The sequence below is a fragment of the Enterobacter sp. QK-SA4 genome (assembly GCF_056856775.1).
Window position 1 is genome coordinate 2,533,908 of sequence record NZ_JBXFXH010000007.1, and the last position, 17,771, is coordinate 2,551,678.

The 17,771-nt window shown below is 58.8% G+C and carries 19 protein-coding genes; 4 read left to right on the forward strand and 15 right to left on the reverse strand.

The window, feature by feature from the left end:
- Positions 1–4: 4 nt before the first annotated feature.
- Complete coding sequence (locus AC1VYI_RS13585; RefSeq protein ID WP_134866342.1) at positions 5–613, forward strand: hypothetical protein; 609 nt, start codon at positions 5–7, stop codon at positions 611–613.
- 217 nt (positions 614–830) lie between these two features.
- Here AC1VYI_RS13585 and AC1VYI_RS13590 read toward each other — a convergent pair whose 3' ends face one another.
- Positions 831–1,313, reverse strand: coding sequence for a glutathione peroxidase (locus AC1VYI_RS13590; protein WP_134866344.1), 483 nt, complete (start codon positions 1,311–1,313; stop codon positions 831–833).
- A 136-nt stretch (positions 1,314–1,449) separates the two neighbouring features.
- On the opposite strand from AC1VYI_RS13590, the gene AC1VYI_RS13595 reads away from it, so the two are divergent.
- Positions 1,450–2,682, forward strand: coding sequence for a serine hydrolase domain-containing protein (locus AC1VYI_RS13595; protein WP_134866346.1), 1,233 nt, complete (start codon positions 1,450–1,452; stop codon positions 2,680–2,682).
- A 22-nt stretch (positions 2,683–2,704) separates the two neighbouring features.
- Here AC1VYI_RS13595 and AC1VYI_RS13600 read toward each other — a convergent pair whose 3' ends face one another.
- The 14 genes from AC1VYI_RS13600 to paaA form a co-directional block, all read right to left on the reverse strand.
- A complete protein-coding gene (locus AC1VYI_RS13600; protein WP_023311583.1) occupies positions 2,705–3,448 on the reverse strand; it encodes an SDR family oxidoreductase in 744 nt (247 codons plus the stop codon).
- A 100-nt stretch (positions 3,449–3,548) separates the two neighbouring features.
- Positions 3,549–4,145 carry a phenylacetic acid degradation protein PaaY gene (gene paaY / locus AC1VYI_RS13605; RefSeq protein ID WP_023335575.1) on the reverse strand — a complete coding sequence of 199 codons (597 nt, stop codon included), beginning with the start codon at positions 4,143–4,145 and terminating at the stop codon, positions 3,549–3,551.
- 9 nt (positions 4,146–4,154) lie between these two features.
- Positions 4,155–5,090, reverse strand: coding sequence for a phenylacetic acid degradation operon negative regulatory protein PaaX (gene paaX / locus AC1VYI_RS13610; RefSeq protein ID WP_045354833.1), 936 nt, complete (start codon positions 5,088–5,090; stop codon positions 4,155–4,157).
- Positions 5,091–5,223: 133 nt separating this feature from the next.
- Entirely contained in the window at positions 5,224–6,540 is a 1,317-nt protein-coding gene (paaK, locus tag AC1VYI_RS13615; RefSeq protein WP_045399011.1) for a phenylacetate--CoA ligase PaaK, read from the reverse strand.
- A gap of 27 nt (positions 6,541–6,567) precedes the next feature.
- Entirely contained in the window at positions 6,568–7,773 is a 1,206-nt protein-coding gene (gene pcaF, locus AC1VYI_RS13620; protein WP_023311580.1) for a 3-oxoadipyl-CoA thiolase, read from the reverse strand.
- Entirely contained in the window at positions 7,766–8,194 is a 429-nt protein-coding gene (gene paaI, locus AC1VYI_RS13625; RefSeq protein WP_047742007.1) for a hydroxyphenylacetyl-CoA thioesterase PaaI, read from the reverse strand. Before paaI ends, pcaF begins: the two co-directional genes overlap by 8 nt.
- On the reverse strand, positions 8,184–9,608 hold the full coding sequence (paaH, locus tag AC1VYI_RS13630) for a 3-hydroxyacyl-CoA dehydrogenase PaaH (RefSeq protein ID WP_134866348.1): 1,425 nt from the start codon (positions 9,606–9,608) through the stop codon (positions 8,184–8,186). The genes paaI and paaH overlap by 11 nt, the downstream gene beginning before the upstream one ends.
- A gap of 1 nt (position 9,609) precedes the next feature.
- Entirely contained in the window at positions 9,610–10,398 is a 789-nt protein-coding gene (gene paaG, locus AC1VYI_RS13635) for a 2-(1,2-epoxy-1,2-dihydrophenyl)acetyl-CoA isomerase PaaG (RefSeq protein ID WP_088544781.1), read from the reverse strand.
- Positions 10,398–11,165: a 2,3-dehydroadipyl-CoA hydratase PaaF gene (gene paaF, locus AC1VYI_RS13640; protein ID WP_047174259.1), complete on the reverse strand. Its 768-nt coding sequence runs from the start codon at positions 11,163–11,165 to the stop codon at positions 10,398–10,400. The genes paaG and paaF overlap by 1 nt, the downstream gene beginning before the upstream one ends.
- Complete coding sequence (gene paaE / locus AC1VYI_RS13645) at positions 11,162–12,232, reverse strand: 1,2-phenylacetyl-CoA epoxidase subunit PaaE (RefSeq protein ID WP_134866350.1); 1,071 nt, start codon at positions 12,230–12,232, stop codon at positions 11,162–11,164. Before paaE ends, paaF begins: the two co-directional genes overlap by 4 nt.
- A 7-nt stretch (positions 12,233–12,239) precedes the next feature.
- Positions 12,240–12,737: a 1,2-phenylacetyl-CoA epoxidase subunit PaaD gene (gene paaD, locus AC1VYI_RS13650; RefSeq protein WP_134866352.1), complete on the reverse strand. Its 498-nt coding sequence runs from the start codon at positions 12,735–12,737 to the stop codon at positions 12,240–12,242.
- Positions 12,738–12,748: 11 nt separating this feature from the next.
- Complete coding sequence (gene paaC, locus AC1VYI_RS13655; protein ID WP_134866354.1) at positions 12,749–13,495, reverse strand: 1,2-phenylacetyl-CoA epoxidase subunit PaaC; 747 nt, start codon at positions 13,493–13,495, stop codon at positions 12,749–12,751.
- An 8-nt stretch (positions 13,496–13,503) separates the two neighbouring features.
- The gene (paaB, locus tag AC1VYI_RS13660; protein WP_003857353.1) at positions 13,504–13,791 is read right to left on the reverse strand and encodes a 1,2-phenylacetyl-CoA epoxidase subunit PaaB; all 288 of its coding nucleotides are present in this window, start codon (positions 13,789–13,791) and stop codon (positions 13,504–13,506) included.
- Between the two features lie 11 nt (positions 13,792–13,802).
- Entirely contained in the window at positions 13,803–14,732 is a 930-nt protein-coding gene (gene paaA, locus AC1VYI_RS13665; protein WP_045398979.1) for a 1,2-phenylacetyl-CoA epoxidase subunit PaaA, read from the reverse strand.
- Between the two features lie 285 nt (positions 14,733–15,017).
- Between paaA and paaZ the strand changes: the two genes are divergently transcribed.
- Positions 15,018–17,063: a phenylacetic acid degradation bifunctional protein PaaZ gene (gene paaZ, locus AC1VYI_RS13670; RefSeq protein ID WP_226483758.1), complete on the forward strand. Its 2,046-nt coding sequence runs from the start codon at positions 15,018–15,020 to the stop codon at positions 17,061–17,063.
- A gap of 200 nt (positions 17,064–17,263) precedes the next feature.
- Positions 17,264–17,746, forward strand: a complete 483-nt coding sequence (locus AC1VYI_RS13675; RefSeq protein WP_045398973.1) for an Hcp family type VI secretion system effector — start codon at positions 17,264–17,266, stop codon at positions 17,744–17,746.
- The last annotated feature ends 25 nt before the right edge of the window (positions 17,747–17,771 follow it).

Below are 17,771 nucleotides of genomic sequence, written 5' to 3' on the forward strand. Positions count from 1 at the left end.
AGGCATGGCGTTAGTTATTGATGAGTCTGGCAAACTAACAACGTCAAACCCCGAAAAAATGAATTTAACTTATCAAGGAATAAAAATGAAAATTATCATATCAAGCGTAATAATTGGCGCGTCAGTGTTGTTTTCCTCTGCAATGTTATCAGGAAATATAGAATTTAAGAAACAGAACATTTTAAGCAATGACAACGGTCATGTATCATTAGGAAAAGTTTATAGTGAAAATACATTTCTCAATGTTGAATTAAAAACAGAAAGCGATAACTCAACCATCTTCAAACTTACCGATTTATCTGTCGGTTCTTATCAAGACGGCATTAAGAGAGAAATTCAGTCAATTATTGATGACTATAACAAAGATAAATCCGATGATAAAAAAACAACTAGCGACAAACTATCTTTAAAAGTCCCTGCAACACTTACACTGAAGATTTACAATGTATATCGCGCTGAAAACATTCCGGTGTACAATCTCACAATAGATACCCAGTCCATAAAATTTGGTAAAGAAACCCCAGTGTTAAAGTCCGTACTGGAAGCATCAGACAAAATATTGAAGGATAATAACCAACGAATCCAGGAAACATTTTTCTTGTCGAAAAAATAGAATTATAATTTATAAGCTCGTTATGCCAGCGTGGAGCAACCACTCTACGTTTCTCTTCATCAGCGGGCCGTCAGCTTTTATAAATAATAACGTCCGCTCCCGGCACAACGCGTTAAAAATAGCGTTTAGTCCGTCAGGAACACAGAGCGGGCGTTATCTTCTCTCCGGTGTGAGTGTTTCGTCATGCTCTAAGAGAAAGGTTCGGCTATCAGATACCTTACATCTCCAGTGCCGCAAGAATTGCAGGATCCATTTTCTCTGGCGTAGTCATCGGTGCAAAACGCTTCAGTGGTTTACCGTCGCGGCCGATCAGAAACTTAGTAAAGTTCCACTTAATCCGCCCTCCCAGCACGCCGGGTAATTCGTTTTTCAGATAACGAAACAGCGGGTGCGCTGCGCTACCGTTAACCTCTAACTTCTCAAACATCGGGAAGCTTACGCCGTAGTTGATGTAACATGTTTTCGAGATTTCGTCGGCGCCGCCGGGTTCCTGTTTGCCGAACTGGTTGCAGGGGAAGCCCAGCACCGCTAACCCTCGATCGGCGTATTTCTTGTATAGCGCTTCAAGACCAGCATATTGCGGCGTGAAGCCACACTGGCTTGCAGTATTGACGACCAAAACCACCTTTCCCGCGTAGTCGGCCATAGAGATAAGCTGCCCATCCAGACGTGTGGCAGTAAGTTGATAAAAGCGAGTCATACTGAAATCCTCAAAGCAGGCCGAAAAGTCGCGGTGACCATCAACAGGGCTGCCGCCGTTTAGAAAGTTTACATTCAGGCAGGCTATTTGTGATACATTCCTGGCGCGCTAATGACCACCACACTCGCTATCAGGTATGCAGAACATAACAATAAAAATTCGCTGGCTTCTGCTTACTCTCCCACTCTTCAGCGGTTGTGGCACGCTCTCACAGATGTCCTCCCCGGAAGGTACTCAGGAACTTCTCACCCATGATTCGCTGGATGGCGACGTTGACAGCGTGGTGCGTCACTATATGGCACAAAAATCCGTTCCCGGGATGACGGTCGCGGTGATCCATAATCACGGCTCGCCGCAGTTTTACACCTGGGGCGTAACCGATGCGGTCAATCGCTATCCGGTCAGGCCCGACACCCTGTTTGCTCTCGGCTCGCTCAGCAAAGGGATCACGGCGGAAGTGGTGGCGTGCCTGGTGAATGAAGGGCAACTGAACTGGAACGATAGCCTGGCGACATTGCTTCCACCGGGGACGCCGCTTAGCGCGGATGCACAAAAAATCACCCTGCTTGAACTGGTAACCCACACATCCGGCCTGCCGCGTCAGAATATGGATGTTCCGATGCTTGGAAAATTCATCGGCTATTTAAGCACGGGCGAAAATTTCTATAGCGAGCTGGACAGCGATAACGTGCTGCGCTACCTCGCCGACTGGCGGGCGCCAAAGAATAAAGTGCCGCAATACTCCAATACCGGCTACGCGCTGCTCGGCTATATCCTGAAGCACAAAACCGGCGAAGATATCCAGAGTTTAGCCTCGCGCTATATTTTCCGTCCGCTGCAAATGGCTAACAGCAGCTTTATTCCCCAGCAGCTAAAAGGATACCCGGAGCGTGCGCTCGGCCACGCGGGCGATCAGCCGAAATTTATCCCGCGCGGGCAGCTCACCCCGGACTGGCATTTTTCCAACAACATGGTGGCGGCAGCGAGCTTGTACAGCAACGCCGAAGATCTGGCGACCTATGCCCGCTATCACGTATCGACGACGCATAATCCCTTGCTGGACAGCGTCTTTGCCGAAGTGAGAAATACCGATATTCAACGCCCCGACGGAGTACAGGGTATTGCCTGGACCACCGACTTTATCGGCCTGGAAAAAATCACCTATCAGGTCGGCTATATCGGCGGCTACTCCAGCTTTATCGGCTATGACAAAGAAAAAGGCAATGCGGTGGTGGTGCTGCAAAATACCTTTAACTGGAGTAATTACATTGGCATCGCGCTATTAATGGATATGGCGAAAAAAGACAGCCAGAGCCCTGGCAGCCGCTTTGCGATTAATGGGATCCCAAAACGCGTTTATCAGCAATAATAGTGAACGCCCGCCGTCAAATTCAGGTCTGATGCGCAAGATCTTCGCGAGTCGGCCCCTGAAAGTAGATAGTACTAATATGGCAACTTCGAGGCTGAGTCAGTACAAAACGAATCGTTTCCCAGATTGACCATCCATTCACCAGACGCTCCCCCATTCTTGATTGATTATCGACATGCGCATCTAAACCGGTCAGTTCAAAATCAGGCGGATATAATCCGGTTACCCGAATGTTTTCTTTAGATAAGTGTTCTGACAGTTTCGTTGTAAAGCCGCTGAGCCCGTGTTTGCTGGCAAAAAAAGCGGGATGGGCAATCGAATCTGTAAAGTTCGGAATACCGCACGCAGAGATAACCGCAATGATGTCTGCACTGTCTGAGCGTCTTAAACCCGGAAGCATTGCCTGGGTTAGCAGGATTGAACCTGTCAGGCCTGAACTGACGGTATTGAAGATTTCTGTGCTCGAATGTTCGTCTATTGTCCCGGACAACCACTGAGCAGCATTCAGAATTAAAATATCGATTGGCCTGTCTGAATGTAAGATCTGCGAAGAAAACTGAGAAATGGATTCCGGCAGGGCTAAATCACAGAGATACCCCTTCGCCTCACCACCTTCAGCCGCGATGAGGCTGCAGGTTTTTTGAATATCCACCGCCCGACGGGCGCTAAAATCCACTTCAACGCCCTCTCGGGCAAGCCAGACGCACAGCGCCTGACCAAATCCCCCGCCGCCACCCGTGATAACAGCTCTTTTACCCCTCAGCATAACTCTGTGTCCTCTGTCGTGATGAGTCTGTATCGAGGATTAATAGCATGATGAGGCGGGTAACATCTTCCCGTTAGTGCCGTGGCGCGAACTTCCCGTCCTACACCGCCGACTTCGGCCTTAAATTCTCATCAAACGCCAGCCGTTTCCGGTCAGGCTCAGCCTCGCGCAGCGGCTCCACCTGGTGCATAGTGAGCTTGCAGCGCTCCACCAGCACCTGATACTCCCGCGTGCCCTGCTGCTTCCACGCCAGCTCCTGCTCGCTGAGTTCGCGAATCGCTTTGGCCGGGCTGCCGATAATCAAATGGTTGGCGGGCATCTCCGCTTTCGCCTTCACGAACGCCGCCGCGCCGACGATGCTGTTTTCACCGATGACCGCGCCGTCCATCACCACCGCGTTCATGCCCACCAGCGCATTGCGGCGGATCACGCAGCCGTGGAGAATGGCGCTGTGGCCGATATGCCCGTCCTCTTCCACCACCGTGTCCTGCTCCGGGAAGCCGTGCATCACGCAGTTATCCTGAATGTTGGCACCGTCTTTCACCACGATACGGCCAAAATCACCGCGCAGGCTGGCGTTGGGACCAACATAAACGCCTTTACCCAGAATCACGTCCCCGATCAGCACCGCCGTTGGGTGAACATAGCTCTCGTCCGGCACGACCGGCGTCAGACCGTCAATTTGATAAACTGGCATCTTCGCTCCTTATGCGCTTGTAAGACCACCAAAGCGTTGATAGTAAAGCGTGCCGGGCACGGGCAGTTCGCCCACGGAGGTTTCGCCCTTCTCGCTGACAAACGCCAGCGCCCCCGGCGCGACACGCTGATAGATATTAATGCAGAGCTGTCGGGCGCTTTGCCCCGCCCAGTGAGCGGGCAGCAACTCTTCCGGCAGCAGCGGGTCTTTCAGCACCACGCGACGATAAAAGTGAATCAGCAGCAGCTGGATCTGGAAACAGCGTTCCGGCGTCAGCTCCTCGGGCGCGGCCTCTTTCAGCAGCGGCAGCAGCGGCCGGAACGAGTTGATAAAGGACTCGTACATCGCGTTTTGCTCGGTTAACTGCCAGCACTCTTCCACCCGCGAACGCAGCGCGGCGCGGGAGAGCGCCAGCGGCGAGTGGGCTTCAAAGAAGATCACGTTTTCCGCCACGCCGGCATCGTGAAGCAGAGACTGCACGTCCGCCAGATGCTGCGACGGCGAGGCCATCAGGCTCGGCGCCAGCGTGCCAAACCCCTGCCAGATAAGCTGTTTTTTGACGTCGGCAAGTGTGGCTTTATCGAGACCTTCGGAGAGCAGCAACAGCCATTTTCCGTCCCAGGCGGGCAGTTCCGCGCGGTAAATCTTATTCTCCGCGCGACGCGTCAGGCGAAGCCCTTTATCGCTCAGGCGGTAAAAGCTGCGCCGCCCGATGCGGGAAACGTCCAGCCAGCCCTCTTTGTTGAGGCGAAACAGCGCGGTGCGCACGAAGCGCTCGCCAAACCCCATGCCTTCCAGCAGGGCGGCCAGACTACCGAGCCAAATCTCACCGCCGCGATGGGAAAGCGCGTCACCGTATAACGAGGAGATGAGAGAGGTCCCGCTGACGGGTACGGAGCTGACCGCGTGCTGGATAAAGGCGTCGAGTTTATTCATGTGATTCATTCTGTTGTAATTTTTGTCCTGGATGAATCATAGCACAGGATTCTGGGATAGCCCCTCACCCTGACCCTCTCCCAAAGGGAGAGGGAACTTAGTACTCCCTCTCCCTTTGGGAGAGGGCTGGGGTGAGGGAAATTCAACCGTTGGCCGCAGCTTTACGCAAGTCAAACACCCGGCAGGCTTTGCCCTCCGAGCGCGGGATGCTGCCGCAGTTAACAATCATTACGTCGGTGGAAATTCCCACCATTGACTTAATGCGGTGGCGCAGCTGGTGGCACACCTGACAGCGCTGCTCGTGCGTCAGCGTGAGGCTACTCTCTTTCAGCTCCACCTTCACGGAAAGTGAATCAAGATGCCCGCGACGGTTCACCTCCAGCTGGTAGTGCGGAGAAAGGTGTTCGAACTTGACGATCTCCTCTTCCAGCTGCGACGGGAAGACGTTGACGCCGCGGATGATCAGCATGTCGTCACTGCGCCCGCTGATCCGGTCCATGCGGCGCATGCTGCGCGCGGTTGCCGGAAGCAGGCGCGTCAGGTCGCGGGTCCGGTAGCGGATCACCGGCAGCGCCTCTTTGGTCAGCGTGGTGAACAGCAGTTCGCCCTGCTGACCGTCATCCAGCGGCGTGCCGTCGTTCGGGTTGACGATCTCCGGGTAGAAGTGATCTTCCCAGATGGTCGGGCCGTCGACGGTTTCGATACACTCCATCGCCACGCCCGGCCCCATTACTTCGGAGAGGCCATAGATATCCAGCGCGGTAATGCCTAAGCGTTTTTCGATTTCGCGACGCATGGCCTGCGTCCACGGCTCGGCGCCGAAGACGCCCACGCGCAGGGAACAGCCGCTGGCATCGCCGCCCATCTGGCGCTCCAGCTCCTCAATCAGGTTGAGGCAGTAGGACGGCGTCACCATGATCATATCCGGCTGGAAATCACGGATCAGCTGCGCCTGTTTCTCCGTCTGGCCGCCGGACATCGGGATCACCGTCGCGCCTAAACGCTCGGCCCCGTAGTGCGCCCCCAGCCCGCCGGTAAACAGGCCGTAGCCATATGCAACGTGAATTTTGTCCTTCGCGCTGCCGCCCGCGGCGCGCAGGGAGCGGGCCACCAGATTGGCCCAGTTGTCGATGTCGCCCTGCGTATAGCCGACAACGGTCGGTTTGCCGGTGGTGCCGGATGACGCGTGAATGCGCACCACCTGCTCCATCGGCACGGCAAAGGTATCGAACGGATAGTTATCCCGCAGGTCCTGCTTGGTGGTGCACGGGAATTTGCGGATATCCGCCAGCTCTTTGAAATCGTCAGGGTGAACGCCCGCGGCGTCAAACTTGCGTTTGTACATCGGCACGTTGCTGTAGGCGTGATGCAGCGTCCATTTCAGACGCTCGGTCTGCAGCGCCTGTAACTCGTCAAGGGAGGCCGTTTCAATCGGATCAAGCTTTGTTGTATTTGTCATTGTAGGGTACTCACATTGTTTTTATGCTCAAACACGCTCAAGGATCATGGCAATGCCCTGACCCACACCGATGCACATCGTACACAGCGCGTAGCGCCCGCCGCGTCGGTGCAGTTCATTGCTCGCGGCCAGCGCCAGTCTGGCACCGCTCATGCCCAGCGGGTGGCCCAGCGCAATCGCGCCACCGTTCGGGTTGACGTGCGCGGCATCATCCGGCAGGCCCAGCTGACGCAGCACGCCCAGCGCCTGCGAGGCGAAAGCTTCGTTAAGCTCGACAACGTCCATATCGTTAATGCTAAGCCCGGCGCGCTCCAGCACCTTGCGGGTGGCCGGGACCGGGCCGAGCCCCATCAGACGTGGCTCCACGCCCGCCGTCGCCATCGCCACGATCCGCGTGCGCGGGACTAGCCCCTGCGCCAGCGCCATCTTCTCGCTGGCGACGATCAGCGCCGCCGCGCCGTCGTTGACGCCGGAGGCATTTCCCGCCGTGATCGCCCCGTTCTTACGGAACGGCGTTTTGAGTCCAGCGAGCTGTTCGAGCGTGGTGTCCGCGCGCGGATGTTCATCCACGCAGAACTCCGTGACCGCCCCTTTTTTGCCCGGCACCGGTACCGGCACAATCTCCTGCGCCAGAATGCCGTTCTGCTGCGCCTGCGCGGTACGCTGCTGGCTGCGCAGCGCGAACGCGTCCTGATCGGCACGGCTGATATTTAACAATTCAGCTACATTCTCTGCCGTTTCCGGCATACTGTCAGTTCCGAATTGCTGATGCATGAGCGGATTCACAAATCGCCAGCCGATGGTGGTATCAAAGATTTCCGCCTGACGCTGAAACGCGGCGGTGGCTTTGCCCATCACAAACGGCGCGCGCGACATCGACTCCACGCCGCCCGCAATCAGCAGTTCGCCATCGCCCGCCTTAATGGCGCGGGCAGCAAAACCAATCGCGTCCAGCCCCGACCCGCACAGGCGGTTAATGGTAGTTCCGGACACCGTCTGCGGCAGCCCGGCCAGCAGGGACGACATGCGCGCTACGTTGCGGTTATCTTCCCCCGCCTGGTTGGCGCAGCCGAAGATCACGTCGTCAATCCGCTCGAGGTCGAGCTGGGGATAGCGGGCCAGCAGCGCGCGCAGCGGCACGGCACCGAGATCGTCGGTTCGGACTGCGGCAAGCGCGCCGCCGTAGCGCCCCACCGGGGTTCGAACGCCATCACAAATAAATGCGTCACGCATCTGCCTCTCCTGTCACGTTGCCGCCGATGCGGTGAGATTTCCCGCGAAAAAGGGCGACGGTTTTCTGTTGTTGGTTCTGGATTTCAATGTCGTATACGCCGGTCAGCCTGCCCTGGTGCATCACCCGCGCGGTGGCGGTGAGCGTGTCCCCGGCAAAGCCCGGACGCAGAAAATCAATCGAGCAGCCTGAGGCTACCGCCGCCAGCCCCTGGCTGTTGCAGGCGTAGGCAAAGGCGGTGTCTGCCAGCGAAAAAAGCTGTCCGCCGTGGCAGGTTTGGTGGCCGTTAAGCATCTGCGGGGTGATGGTCATGGTCACCACCGCGTAGCCTTCATCCATGTCGACAATGTCCATCCCCATCGCCTGCGCGCAGGCGTCCCGTTCGTACATCGCGCGGGCGTTATGCCAGGCGTTATGACTCATAGCTACTCTCCAGAAGCGCGCGCTGGCGCAGCAGTGAACAGGGGCGATAGCGCTCTTCGCCGTAATGACGCTGCAGGTTCTCCAGCAGCGTCAGCAGGCGCTGCCAGCCCAGCCGTTCGCCCCAGGCGATCGGTCCGCTCGGGTAGTTCACGCCCAGGCGCATGGCGGTATCGATGTCCTTTTCGCTGGCGACCCCTTTTTGCAGGGCATCCAGCGCTTCGTTGGCAATCATCGCCAGCGTGCGCCAGACCAGCAGGCCGGGATAATCGGCAATTTGCACCACCCGGTTACCCTGCTGCTGCAGGTAGCGGATGGCCTTTTGCGTCGCGGTGTGCGGGTTGCTGGCGGCCGACGCAATCACCGCCACGTCGCGCTCAATGCGGTCCACCACTACCACCGGGCCGTTGAGCCGCAGCGCCAGCGCCTGAGCGGTTTCGCCCTGCGTTTCGATCAGGTACACATCATCAATTTCGGTGACACCGTCACGTCTTCTTTCCACGCGCATCGGGCTGAAGCTGTCTTTCACGGCCGGCACCCACTGCACGGCGGGTTTCTCGCCCTGCCAGTCGTAGACGCCCTTCCCGCTCTTTTTGCCCAGCCTTCCCGCCAGCACCAGCTCCTGCTGGACCAGCGAAGGCAGAAAACGACGCTCCTGCCAGAAGGCGTTAAATACCGAGCAGGTCACCGCGAAATTCACGTCCTGACCAATCATGTCGGTCAGCTCCAGCGGCCCCATCGGGAAACCGCCGCCGTCGCGCAGGGCGGCATCAATCACCTCCGGCGGGGCGACCTGCTCTTCCAGCGCGCGCCAGGCCTCGGAATAGAATGGACGGGCGACGCGGTTGACGATGAATCCCGGCGTTGACTGGCAGCGAACGGGCTGTTTGCCCCAGTTCAGCGCCAGCTCGCACAGCGCGTCTGCCACTTCCGAAGAGGTCGCCAGCCCGCTGACCACCTCCACCAGCTTCATCACCGGCGCCGGGTTAAAGAAGTGCAGCCCTGCGACGCGCTCCGGGTGGTGGACGTCCGCCGCAATCGCCGTGACGGAGATGGAAGAGGTATTGCTGGTCAGCACCGTCTGCGGCGGGCAGATCTCAGCCAGCTGAGCAAACAGCGCCTTTTTCACCTCCAGACGCTCGGAGGCCGCTTCTATGACCAAATCGGCCGCGGCGAGCGCCTCGATATCCGTGACCGGAAGCAGCCGGGCGAGGATCTGGCTCCCGGCATCGGCGGAGAGTTTTCCGCGCGTCACCCGGGAGGCCAGACGCTGGCGGATCCCGTCGATGGCCCGCGATATCGCGTCGCTGGAGATGTCGTAGATCAGCACCTGATGCCCATGGCTGGCGGCGACTTCGGCAATCCCTGCGCCCATCGTGCCGCTGCCGATCACGGCGACAGTACGTATGCTCAGCATCTTATTTCCCCGTAAAGTTCGGCGCGCGCTTCGCCAGGAAGGCGCTGACGCCCTCGCGGTAATCGTCGCTTCGCCCGGCCAGGCGCTGATAGTCGCGCTCGAGATCGAGCTGGGCGTCCAGGGTGTTGGTTTCCGCTGCATTGATTGCCTGCTTGATCAGCCCCAGCCCGAAGGTCGGTTGAGACGCAAAGTGCAGCGCCATCTGCTGCGCGGTGGTGGAGAGCTGTTCGTCATCCACCACCTGCCAGATCATCCCCCAGGCCTGCGCCTGTTCGGCGCTGAGCTTGTCGCCGAGCAGCGCCAGCCCCATGGCGCGGGCGCGTCCGGCCACGCGCGGCAGCAGCCAGGTGCCGCCGCAGTCCGGCACCAGGCCGAGCTTGCTGAAGGCCATCACGAAGCTGGCGGAACGAGCGGCAATGACCATGTCACATCCCAGCGCCAGCGTGGCCCCCGCGCCTGCCGCCACGCCGTTAACGGCACAAATGACCGGTTTCGGCAGCTTTGCCAGGCGGCGCACCAGCGGGTTATAGAAGGTTTCAACGGACATCCCCAGATCCGGCGCCGGGCCGTTGGGGTCGACGTTGCGGTCGTTCAGATCCTGACCGGCGCAAAAGCCGCGTCCCGCCCCGGTGATCAGCAGGCAGCGAACGGTGTCATCACGCTCGGCCTGTTTCAGGCACTCGGCAAGCTGCTGGTGCATCACGTCGTTAAAGCTGTTCAGACGCTCCGGACGGTTCAGCGTAATGGTCATTACGCCCTGCTCAACATGACTGAGAATAAATTCCACAATTAGCGTCCTTTAAAGTCGGGGGTGCGTTTTTGTAAGAAGGCGTCGATGCCTTCCCGGCGGTCTTCGGTGGCAGAAAGCAGCGTAAACAGCTGGCGCTCCTGGGCCAGACCGGCCTGGAGCGGCACCTCCTGAGACTGGCGCAGCGCCTGTTTCGCCGCCTGCAGCGCCAGCGGAGAGTGGCGCGCCATCAGCGCCGCCTGCTTCAGGGCATACTCCAGCGTCAGCGCTGGCGGGAAGACGTCGCTCACCAGCCCGGCGCTCAGCGCCTGCTGCGCGGAGATACTCTCTCCGGTCAGCACCATTTTGCTGGCGAGCGATTTACCGACGCTGCGGATAAGACGCTGGGTGCCGCCCGCGCCGGGCATAATGCCCAGCGTAATTTCCGGCAGGCCGAAACGGGCGTTATCGCCAGCAACGATCGCGTCGCACAGCAGCGCCAGCTCGCAGCCTGCGCCCAGCGCGAAGCCGTTCACGGCGGCAATCAGCGGTTTAGGAAAAGCGTTAATCCGCGCCCACAGCTGCGGGCGAATATCGTTCAGCGTGGCGGGCAGGTCTTTCTCCGCCATTTCGTTGAGATCGGCCCCGGCGGCAAAGCAGCGCTCGCTGCCGTAAATCACGCAGACGGAAATCTCGATGTCAGAAGCCGCGGCCTCCAGCTGTTCCGCAAGCTGCGTCAACAGCGCATTGTTGAGGGCGTTGCGCGCCGCCGGACGGTTTAGCGTCAGCTGTAGCACGCGGCCATGACGGGTAACAGTCAGTTCGCTCATGCCATCCCCTTCGCGTCGAAGTCGACAATCACGTCGGCGGTTAACGGCAGCGACTGGCAGCTCAGCACGTATCCGGCGGCCAGCTCGTCCGGCTCCAGGCTGTAGTTGGTCGCCATATCCACCTTCCCGCGCAGCACTTTGCATTTACAGGTGGCGCACACGCCGCCCTTGCAGGCATACGGAAGATCCGCCCCCTGACGCAGGGCGGCATCCAGGATGCTGTCGTCGTCCGCCGTCAGGGTGATTTCACGATCGCGCCCGTCCTGGCGCACGGTCACTTTCTGTCCTTCCGCCTGGACGTGCACCGCGCGTTTAGCGGTGGTCCCCGGGGTGTTAAAGCGCTCAAGGTGAATGGATTTGTCCGGCATCCCCAGCGCCTTCAGCGTCGCTTCGGCGTCGTCCATCATCGCCGACGGGCCGCAGATAAACGCCTCGTCGTACTGGCGGAAGTTAATCAGGGTTTTCGCCAGCGCCTGCAGCTTTTCCACGTCGATGCGGCCGTAAAGCAGATCGCTGTCCAGCCGCTCCTGGCTGAAGATGGAGACCAGCTGCAGCCGCTGCGTGTACTTGTCTTTCAGGTCCGCCAGCGCCTGGCGGAACATCATGCTCTGGCTGCTGCGGTTGCCGTAGATCAGGGTGAACTGGCTGTTGGGTTCAGTTGCCAGCGTCGCGGAGATAATCGCCAGCATCGGAGTGATCCCGGATCCTGCCGCAATAGCCAGATAGTGGCCTTCACGTTCAGCCCGCGGCTGGTAGCCAAACTGCCCCTGAGGAACCATCACCTCCAGGGCCATGCCCGCTTTGATCTCATCCCGGGCGTAGCGGGAAAAGCGCCCGCCGTCGATGGCTTTGACCGCCACGCTGATTTCGCCCGGGGCGGTACTCCGGCAGATGGAGTAGCAGCGGCGCAGTTCGTCCCCGTCAAGCTTCGTTTTTAACGTCAGGTGCTGGCCGGGACGGAAGCGGTAGGCCTCCTGCAGCGCCTGCGGCACCGCAAAGGTAATGGTCACCGCGTCGCGGGTTTCGGGTTCCACTTTTGCCACTGTTAATGAATGAAACGTTGTCATGGCAGCCTCAAATACATTTGAAATAGTCGAAGGGCTCGCGGCAGGTGTTGCAGCGGTAGAGCGCTTTGCAGGCCGTCGAGCCAAATTCACTGATAAGCGAGGTATCGGTGCTGGCGCAGCGCGGGCAGCTCACCTCCACAGGCGCGTGCGCGTGGCAGCTATGCCCCACGGGCGGACTGATGCCGTACGCCCGCAGGCGCTCGCGCGCGTCGGCGGTCATCCAGTCGGTGGTCCAGGCGGGATCAAGCTGGAGCACAATGTGCACCGGGGTAAACCCGTTCGCGGTCATCGCGTCGCGGATCGCCCCCAGCAGGTGTTCCGTAGCCGGACAGCCCGAGTAGGTTGGCGTGAAGCCAATGACCCAGCCTTCCCCCTGCGCCTTCACGCTGCGCACCATGCCTAAATCGGTGATGGTTAATACCGGCACTTCCGGATCGGGGATCTGGCTTAACAGCGCCCAGATCTGCGGGATTTGCGCGGGCGCGATGTCGACGAGGCGTTGCATAGCGTTCTCCTTTACCACTGCTGACCGGGATACGCGCGCTGGAGATACTGCATTTCCGCCAGCATCGGGCCCAGATGTTCGGTATGCAGCCCCCTCTTGCCCCCGGTGCGGTACGCCACCTCTGCGGGAACCTGCAGGCAGGCTTCATTCAGACCGGCAAACACTTCGCTTTCCCACGGCTGGCGCAGGACGCGCGGGTCAACCGCCACGCCGGAGTCAATCAGCGCCAGCTCGACGTCATCGGCTTCGAACAGCTCCGCCGTAAAACGCCACAGATTGTCGATAGCCTGCTGCATTTTTTGCGCGGACGTTTCGGTCCCGTCGCCCAGACGCACCAGCCAGCCGCGGCTGAAGCGCAGGTGGTAGCGCGCCTCTTTAACCGCTTTGGCGGCGATGGCCGCAAGCTGGCCGTCGCTGCTTTGGGTCAGCCGTTCGTACAGCGCCACGTTCCAGGCATCCATCAGATACTGGCGGGCAATGGTGTCGGCGAAGCTGCCGTTCGGCTGCTCCACCAGCAGGACGTTGCGGAACTGGCGCTCGTCGCGGCCAAACGCCAGCGTGTCTTCATCGCCCTGGCCTTCCCGCTCCGCAGCATAGGTCAGGAAATTGCGCGCCTGCCCCAGCAGGTCGAGGCCGATATTGGCGAGCGCGAGGTCAATTTCCAGCTCCGGCGCGTGGCCGCACCAGGCGCCGAGGCGCTGGGAAAGCACCAGACCGTTGTCGCCCAGACGCAGGGCATAGGCAGTCACTGAATTCATTCTTTGCCTCACATATGCTCGATGCCGTCGGGGATGGTGTAGAACGTCGGGTGGCGGTAAACCTTGCTTTCCGCCGGGTCGAAGAACTCACCGCTCTCTTCCGGCTGGGAGGCGACAATCTCGCTCGCCTTTACCACCCAGATAGAACACCCTTCGCTGCGGCGGGTGTAGGCATCACGCGCATTTTCCAGCGCCATGCGATCGTCGGCGGCATGCAGACTGCCCACGTGACGGTGGGATAACCCTTGTTTGCTGCGTACGAACACTTCGTACAGCGGCCAGTAGACGTTGCTCATCGTGATTCCTCTTAAGCCACTTTGCGGGCGTGTTGTTTTTCCGCGTGCGCCAGTGCGGCTTCGCGCACCCACGCCCCCTCTTCCCAGGCTTTACGTTTCGCGGCCAGGCGCTCGTGGTTGCAGATGCCGCGCCCGTTAATGACCTCGTCAAACTCCTGCCAGTCAATCTCGCCGAAGCGATAATGACCGCTCTCTTCATCAAATCGCAGGTCGGGATCCGGCACCGTCATGCCCAGCATCTCCACCTGCGGCACCGTGTTGTCGACAAAGCGCTGGCGAAGCTCGTCATTGCCGAAGCGTTTGATTTTCCAGGCCAGGCTGCGGGCGCTGTTCGGCGAGTTGTCGTCGTTCGGCCCGAACATCATCAGCGCCGGCCACCAGAAGCGGTTGATGGCGTCCTGCAGCATCTGACGTTGGGCCTCGCTGCCCTGCGCCAGCGCCATGCAGGCCTCAAAGCCCTGGCGCTGGTGGAAGCTCTCTTCTTTACAGATTTTCACCATCGCGCGGGCATACGGGCCGTAGGAGGTGCGGCACAGCGCCACCTGGTTGACGATGGCCGCGCCATCTACCAGCCAGCCGATCACGCCGATATCGGCCCAGCTCAGGGTCGGATAGTTGAAGATGGAGGAGTATTTCATCCTGCCGTCGAGCATCTTCTGGTAGATGTCTTCCCGCGCGCAGCCCAGCGTTTCCGCCGCGCTGTAGAGGTAGAGCCCGTGCCCGGCTTCGTCCTGCACTTTCGCCAGCAGGATCGCTTTTCGGCGCAGCGTCGGCGCGCGGGTAATCCAGTTCCCTTCCGGCAGCATGCCGACAATTTCGGAGTGCGCATGCTGACCAATCTGACGGATCAACGTCTTACGGTAGGCGTCAGGCATCCAGTCCTGAGGCTCAATCGCCGTCTCCTGCGCTATGCGCTGCTCAAACCGTTGTTCTTGCGTCACGTCGTCACCTTTATGATTCGTTAGTTTGCAAATCAAAGCGTAATGTTGAATCACTTTGTTTTTTGAAAGTTACACAAAGGTTAAATATAACCCCAAGAATTGTTTCCTGGTTTTGTGATGTTGCTCGCAAGGCTTTTGTCTCAGGCCTTTCATAAAGCGCCTTCAAGCGGTGAGATTCATCCGGCCAGATCACAACGTTAACAATTCATTAAAAACTCAGCTTGATTTTTATGATTCATGATCAAACTATTAATGAGTAAATTACGTAACACTTGGAGATAAGCGATGCAGCAGTTAGCCAGCTTCTTGTCCGGTACCTGGCAGTCTGGCCGGGGCCGCGAACGCACTATTCATCACGCCATCAGTGGCGAAGCCCTGTGGAGCGTGACCAGCGAAGGGCTGGACATGGCGGCCGCCCGTCGCTATGCGATTGAGCGCGGCGGTGAAGCGCTTCACGAGATGACCTTTATCGAACGTGCGGCCATGCTGAAGGCGGTGGCAAAGCACCTGCTTAGCGAGAAAGAGACGTTCTATGCCCTGTCAGCCCAGACGGGCGCGACGAAGGCGGACAGCTGGGTGGATATTGAAGGCGGCATCGGCACCCTCTTCACTTACGCCAGCCTGGGCAGCCGCGAGCTGCCGGATGACACGCTGTGGCCGGAAGATGAGTTAATCCCGCTGTCGAAAGAAGGCGGCTTTGCGGCGCGCCATGTCCTCACCTCCAAATCCGGGGTGGCGGTGCACATCAACGCCTTTAACTTCCCCTGCTGGGGGATGCTGGAAAAGCTGGCGCCGACCTGGCTTGCCGGCATGCCCGCCATTATCAAACCCGCTACCGCGACCGCGCAGGTGACGCAGGCGATGGTGAAATCCATCGTGGACAGCGGGCTTGTGCCGGACGGCGCCATCAGCCTGATCTGCGGCGGCGCGGGGGATCTGCTCGACCAGCTCGACAGCCAGGACGTGGTGACCTTTACCGGCTCCGCCAGTACAGGGCAAAGCCTGCGCGTGCACCCGAATATTGTGGCGAATTCGATTCCGTTCACCATGGAGGCCGACTCCCTGAACTGCTGCGTGCTGGGAGAGGACGTTACGCCGGAACAGCCGGAATTTGCCCTGTTCATCCGGGAAGTGGTCCGCGAGATGACCGCCAAAGCCGGGCAGAAATGTACGGCCATTCGCCGCATTATCGTCCCGCAGAGCCAGATTGACGCCGTGACCAAGGCGCTGATTGCACGCCTGGAAAAGGTGGTAGTGGGCGACCCGGCGCAGGAAGGGGTGAAGATGGGTGCGCTGGTCAACGCCGAACAGCGCGCGGACGTGCAGGAGAAAGTGGATCGGCTGATCGCCGCTGGCTGCCAGATCCGTCTGGGTGGCAAAGCGGATCTGCAGGCCCCGGGCGCGTTCTTCCCGCCGACCCTGCTGTTCTGCCCGCAGCCGGACGAAACCCCGGCGGTGCACTCAACCGAAGCCTTCGGCCCGGTTGCGACGCTGATGCCGTATCGCAACGCACGCCACGCGATGCAGCTTGCCCGCGCGGGCGGCGGCAGCCTGGCGGGTACGCTGGTCACCGCCGATTCGGCGATTGCCCGCGAGTTTATTGCCGGCGCGGCGCGCGCCCACGGGCGCATTCAGATCCTTAACGAGGAATCATCAAAAGAGTCTACCGGCCACGGCTCCCCGCTGCCTCAGCTGGTGCACGGCGGCCCGGGCCGCGCGGGCGGCGGCGAAGAGCTGGGCGGCCTGCGCGCGGTGAAGCACTACCTGCAGCGCACCGCGATTCAGGGCAGCCCGTCGATGCTGGCCGCCATTGGCAAACAGTGGGTGCGTGGCGCAGCGGTGCAGGAAGATCGCGTGCATCCGTTCCGCAAATACTTCGAGGAGCTACAGCCGGGCGACAGCCTGCTGACGCCGCGCCGCACCCTCACGGAAGCGGACATTGTGAACTTTGCCTGCCTGAGCGGGGACCACTTCTACGCCCATATGGACAAGATCGCCGCGGCAGAGTCGATCTTTGGCGAGCGCGTGGTGCACGGCTACTTCCTGATCTCCGCCGCCGCGGGGCTGTTTGTTGATGCGGCCGTCGGGCCGGTTATTGCCAATTACGGCATGGAAAACCTGCGCTTTATCGAGCCGGTTAAGCCGGGCGATACCATACAGGTGCGTCTGACCTGCAAGCGTAAAACGCTGAAGAAACAGCGTACCGGGGAGGAAAAACCGACCGGCGTGGTGGAGTGGGCGGTTGAGATCTTCAACCAGCACCAGCAGGCCGTGGCGCTCTACTCCATCCTGACGCTGGTGGCGCGCCAGCATGGGGATATTTTATCTTGAGCCTTAACTCTTAATCCGCAGATGTGTTGCGTTAAGAGAAAACATAAACTGGATGGCATTGGGAGACCAAACCATCCAGCCAGCCTGGTCTGGATAAGTTACAACCAGAAACAGTAATCGAATTGACCATATTATTATCAAGGATATTATTTTCTGACGTGAATATTTTCAAGTGCAATTACATGGAAGGTTAATTGAATATGGCAATACCCGTATATCTTTTCTTAACGGACGACGGCGGCGCAAAAATCACAGGCTCAGTGGATATTCGTGACCGCGAGGGAAGCATTGAAGTCACCGGCTTTACCCATAACCTCCGCCTGCCAACGGATCCTTTAACCGGTAAAATCACCAGCAAACGCAACCATGCGCCAATCGTTTTTCAAAAGGAAATTGATTCATCTTCTCCTTACCTGATGAAAGCCGTTGCTACTGGGCAAACCCTCAAAACAGCGGAATTCAGGTGGTATCGCATAAATGACGCTGGTCAAGAGGTAGAATATTACAATATGCATCTCGATAATGTTCGCGTCGTTTCCGTTACGCCATTGATGCATGACACTAAAGACCCGACGAAAGAAAAACACAATCATCTTGAAGTCGTTGAACTACGGTACGACAAAATAACCTGGACATATTGCGACGGTAATTTGCGATTCGCCGATAGCTGGGCAGAGCGTTAACTATGCGTGTGCCTTCATATTCTAC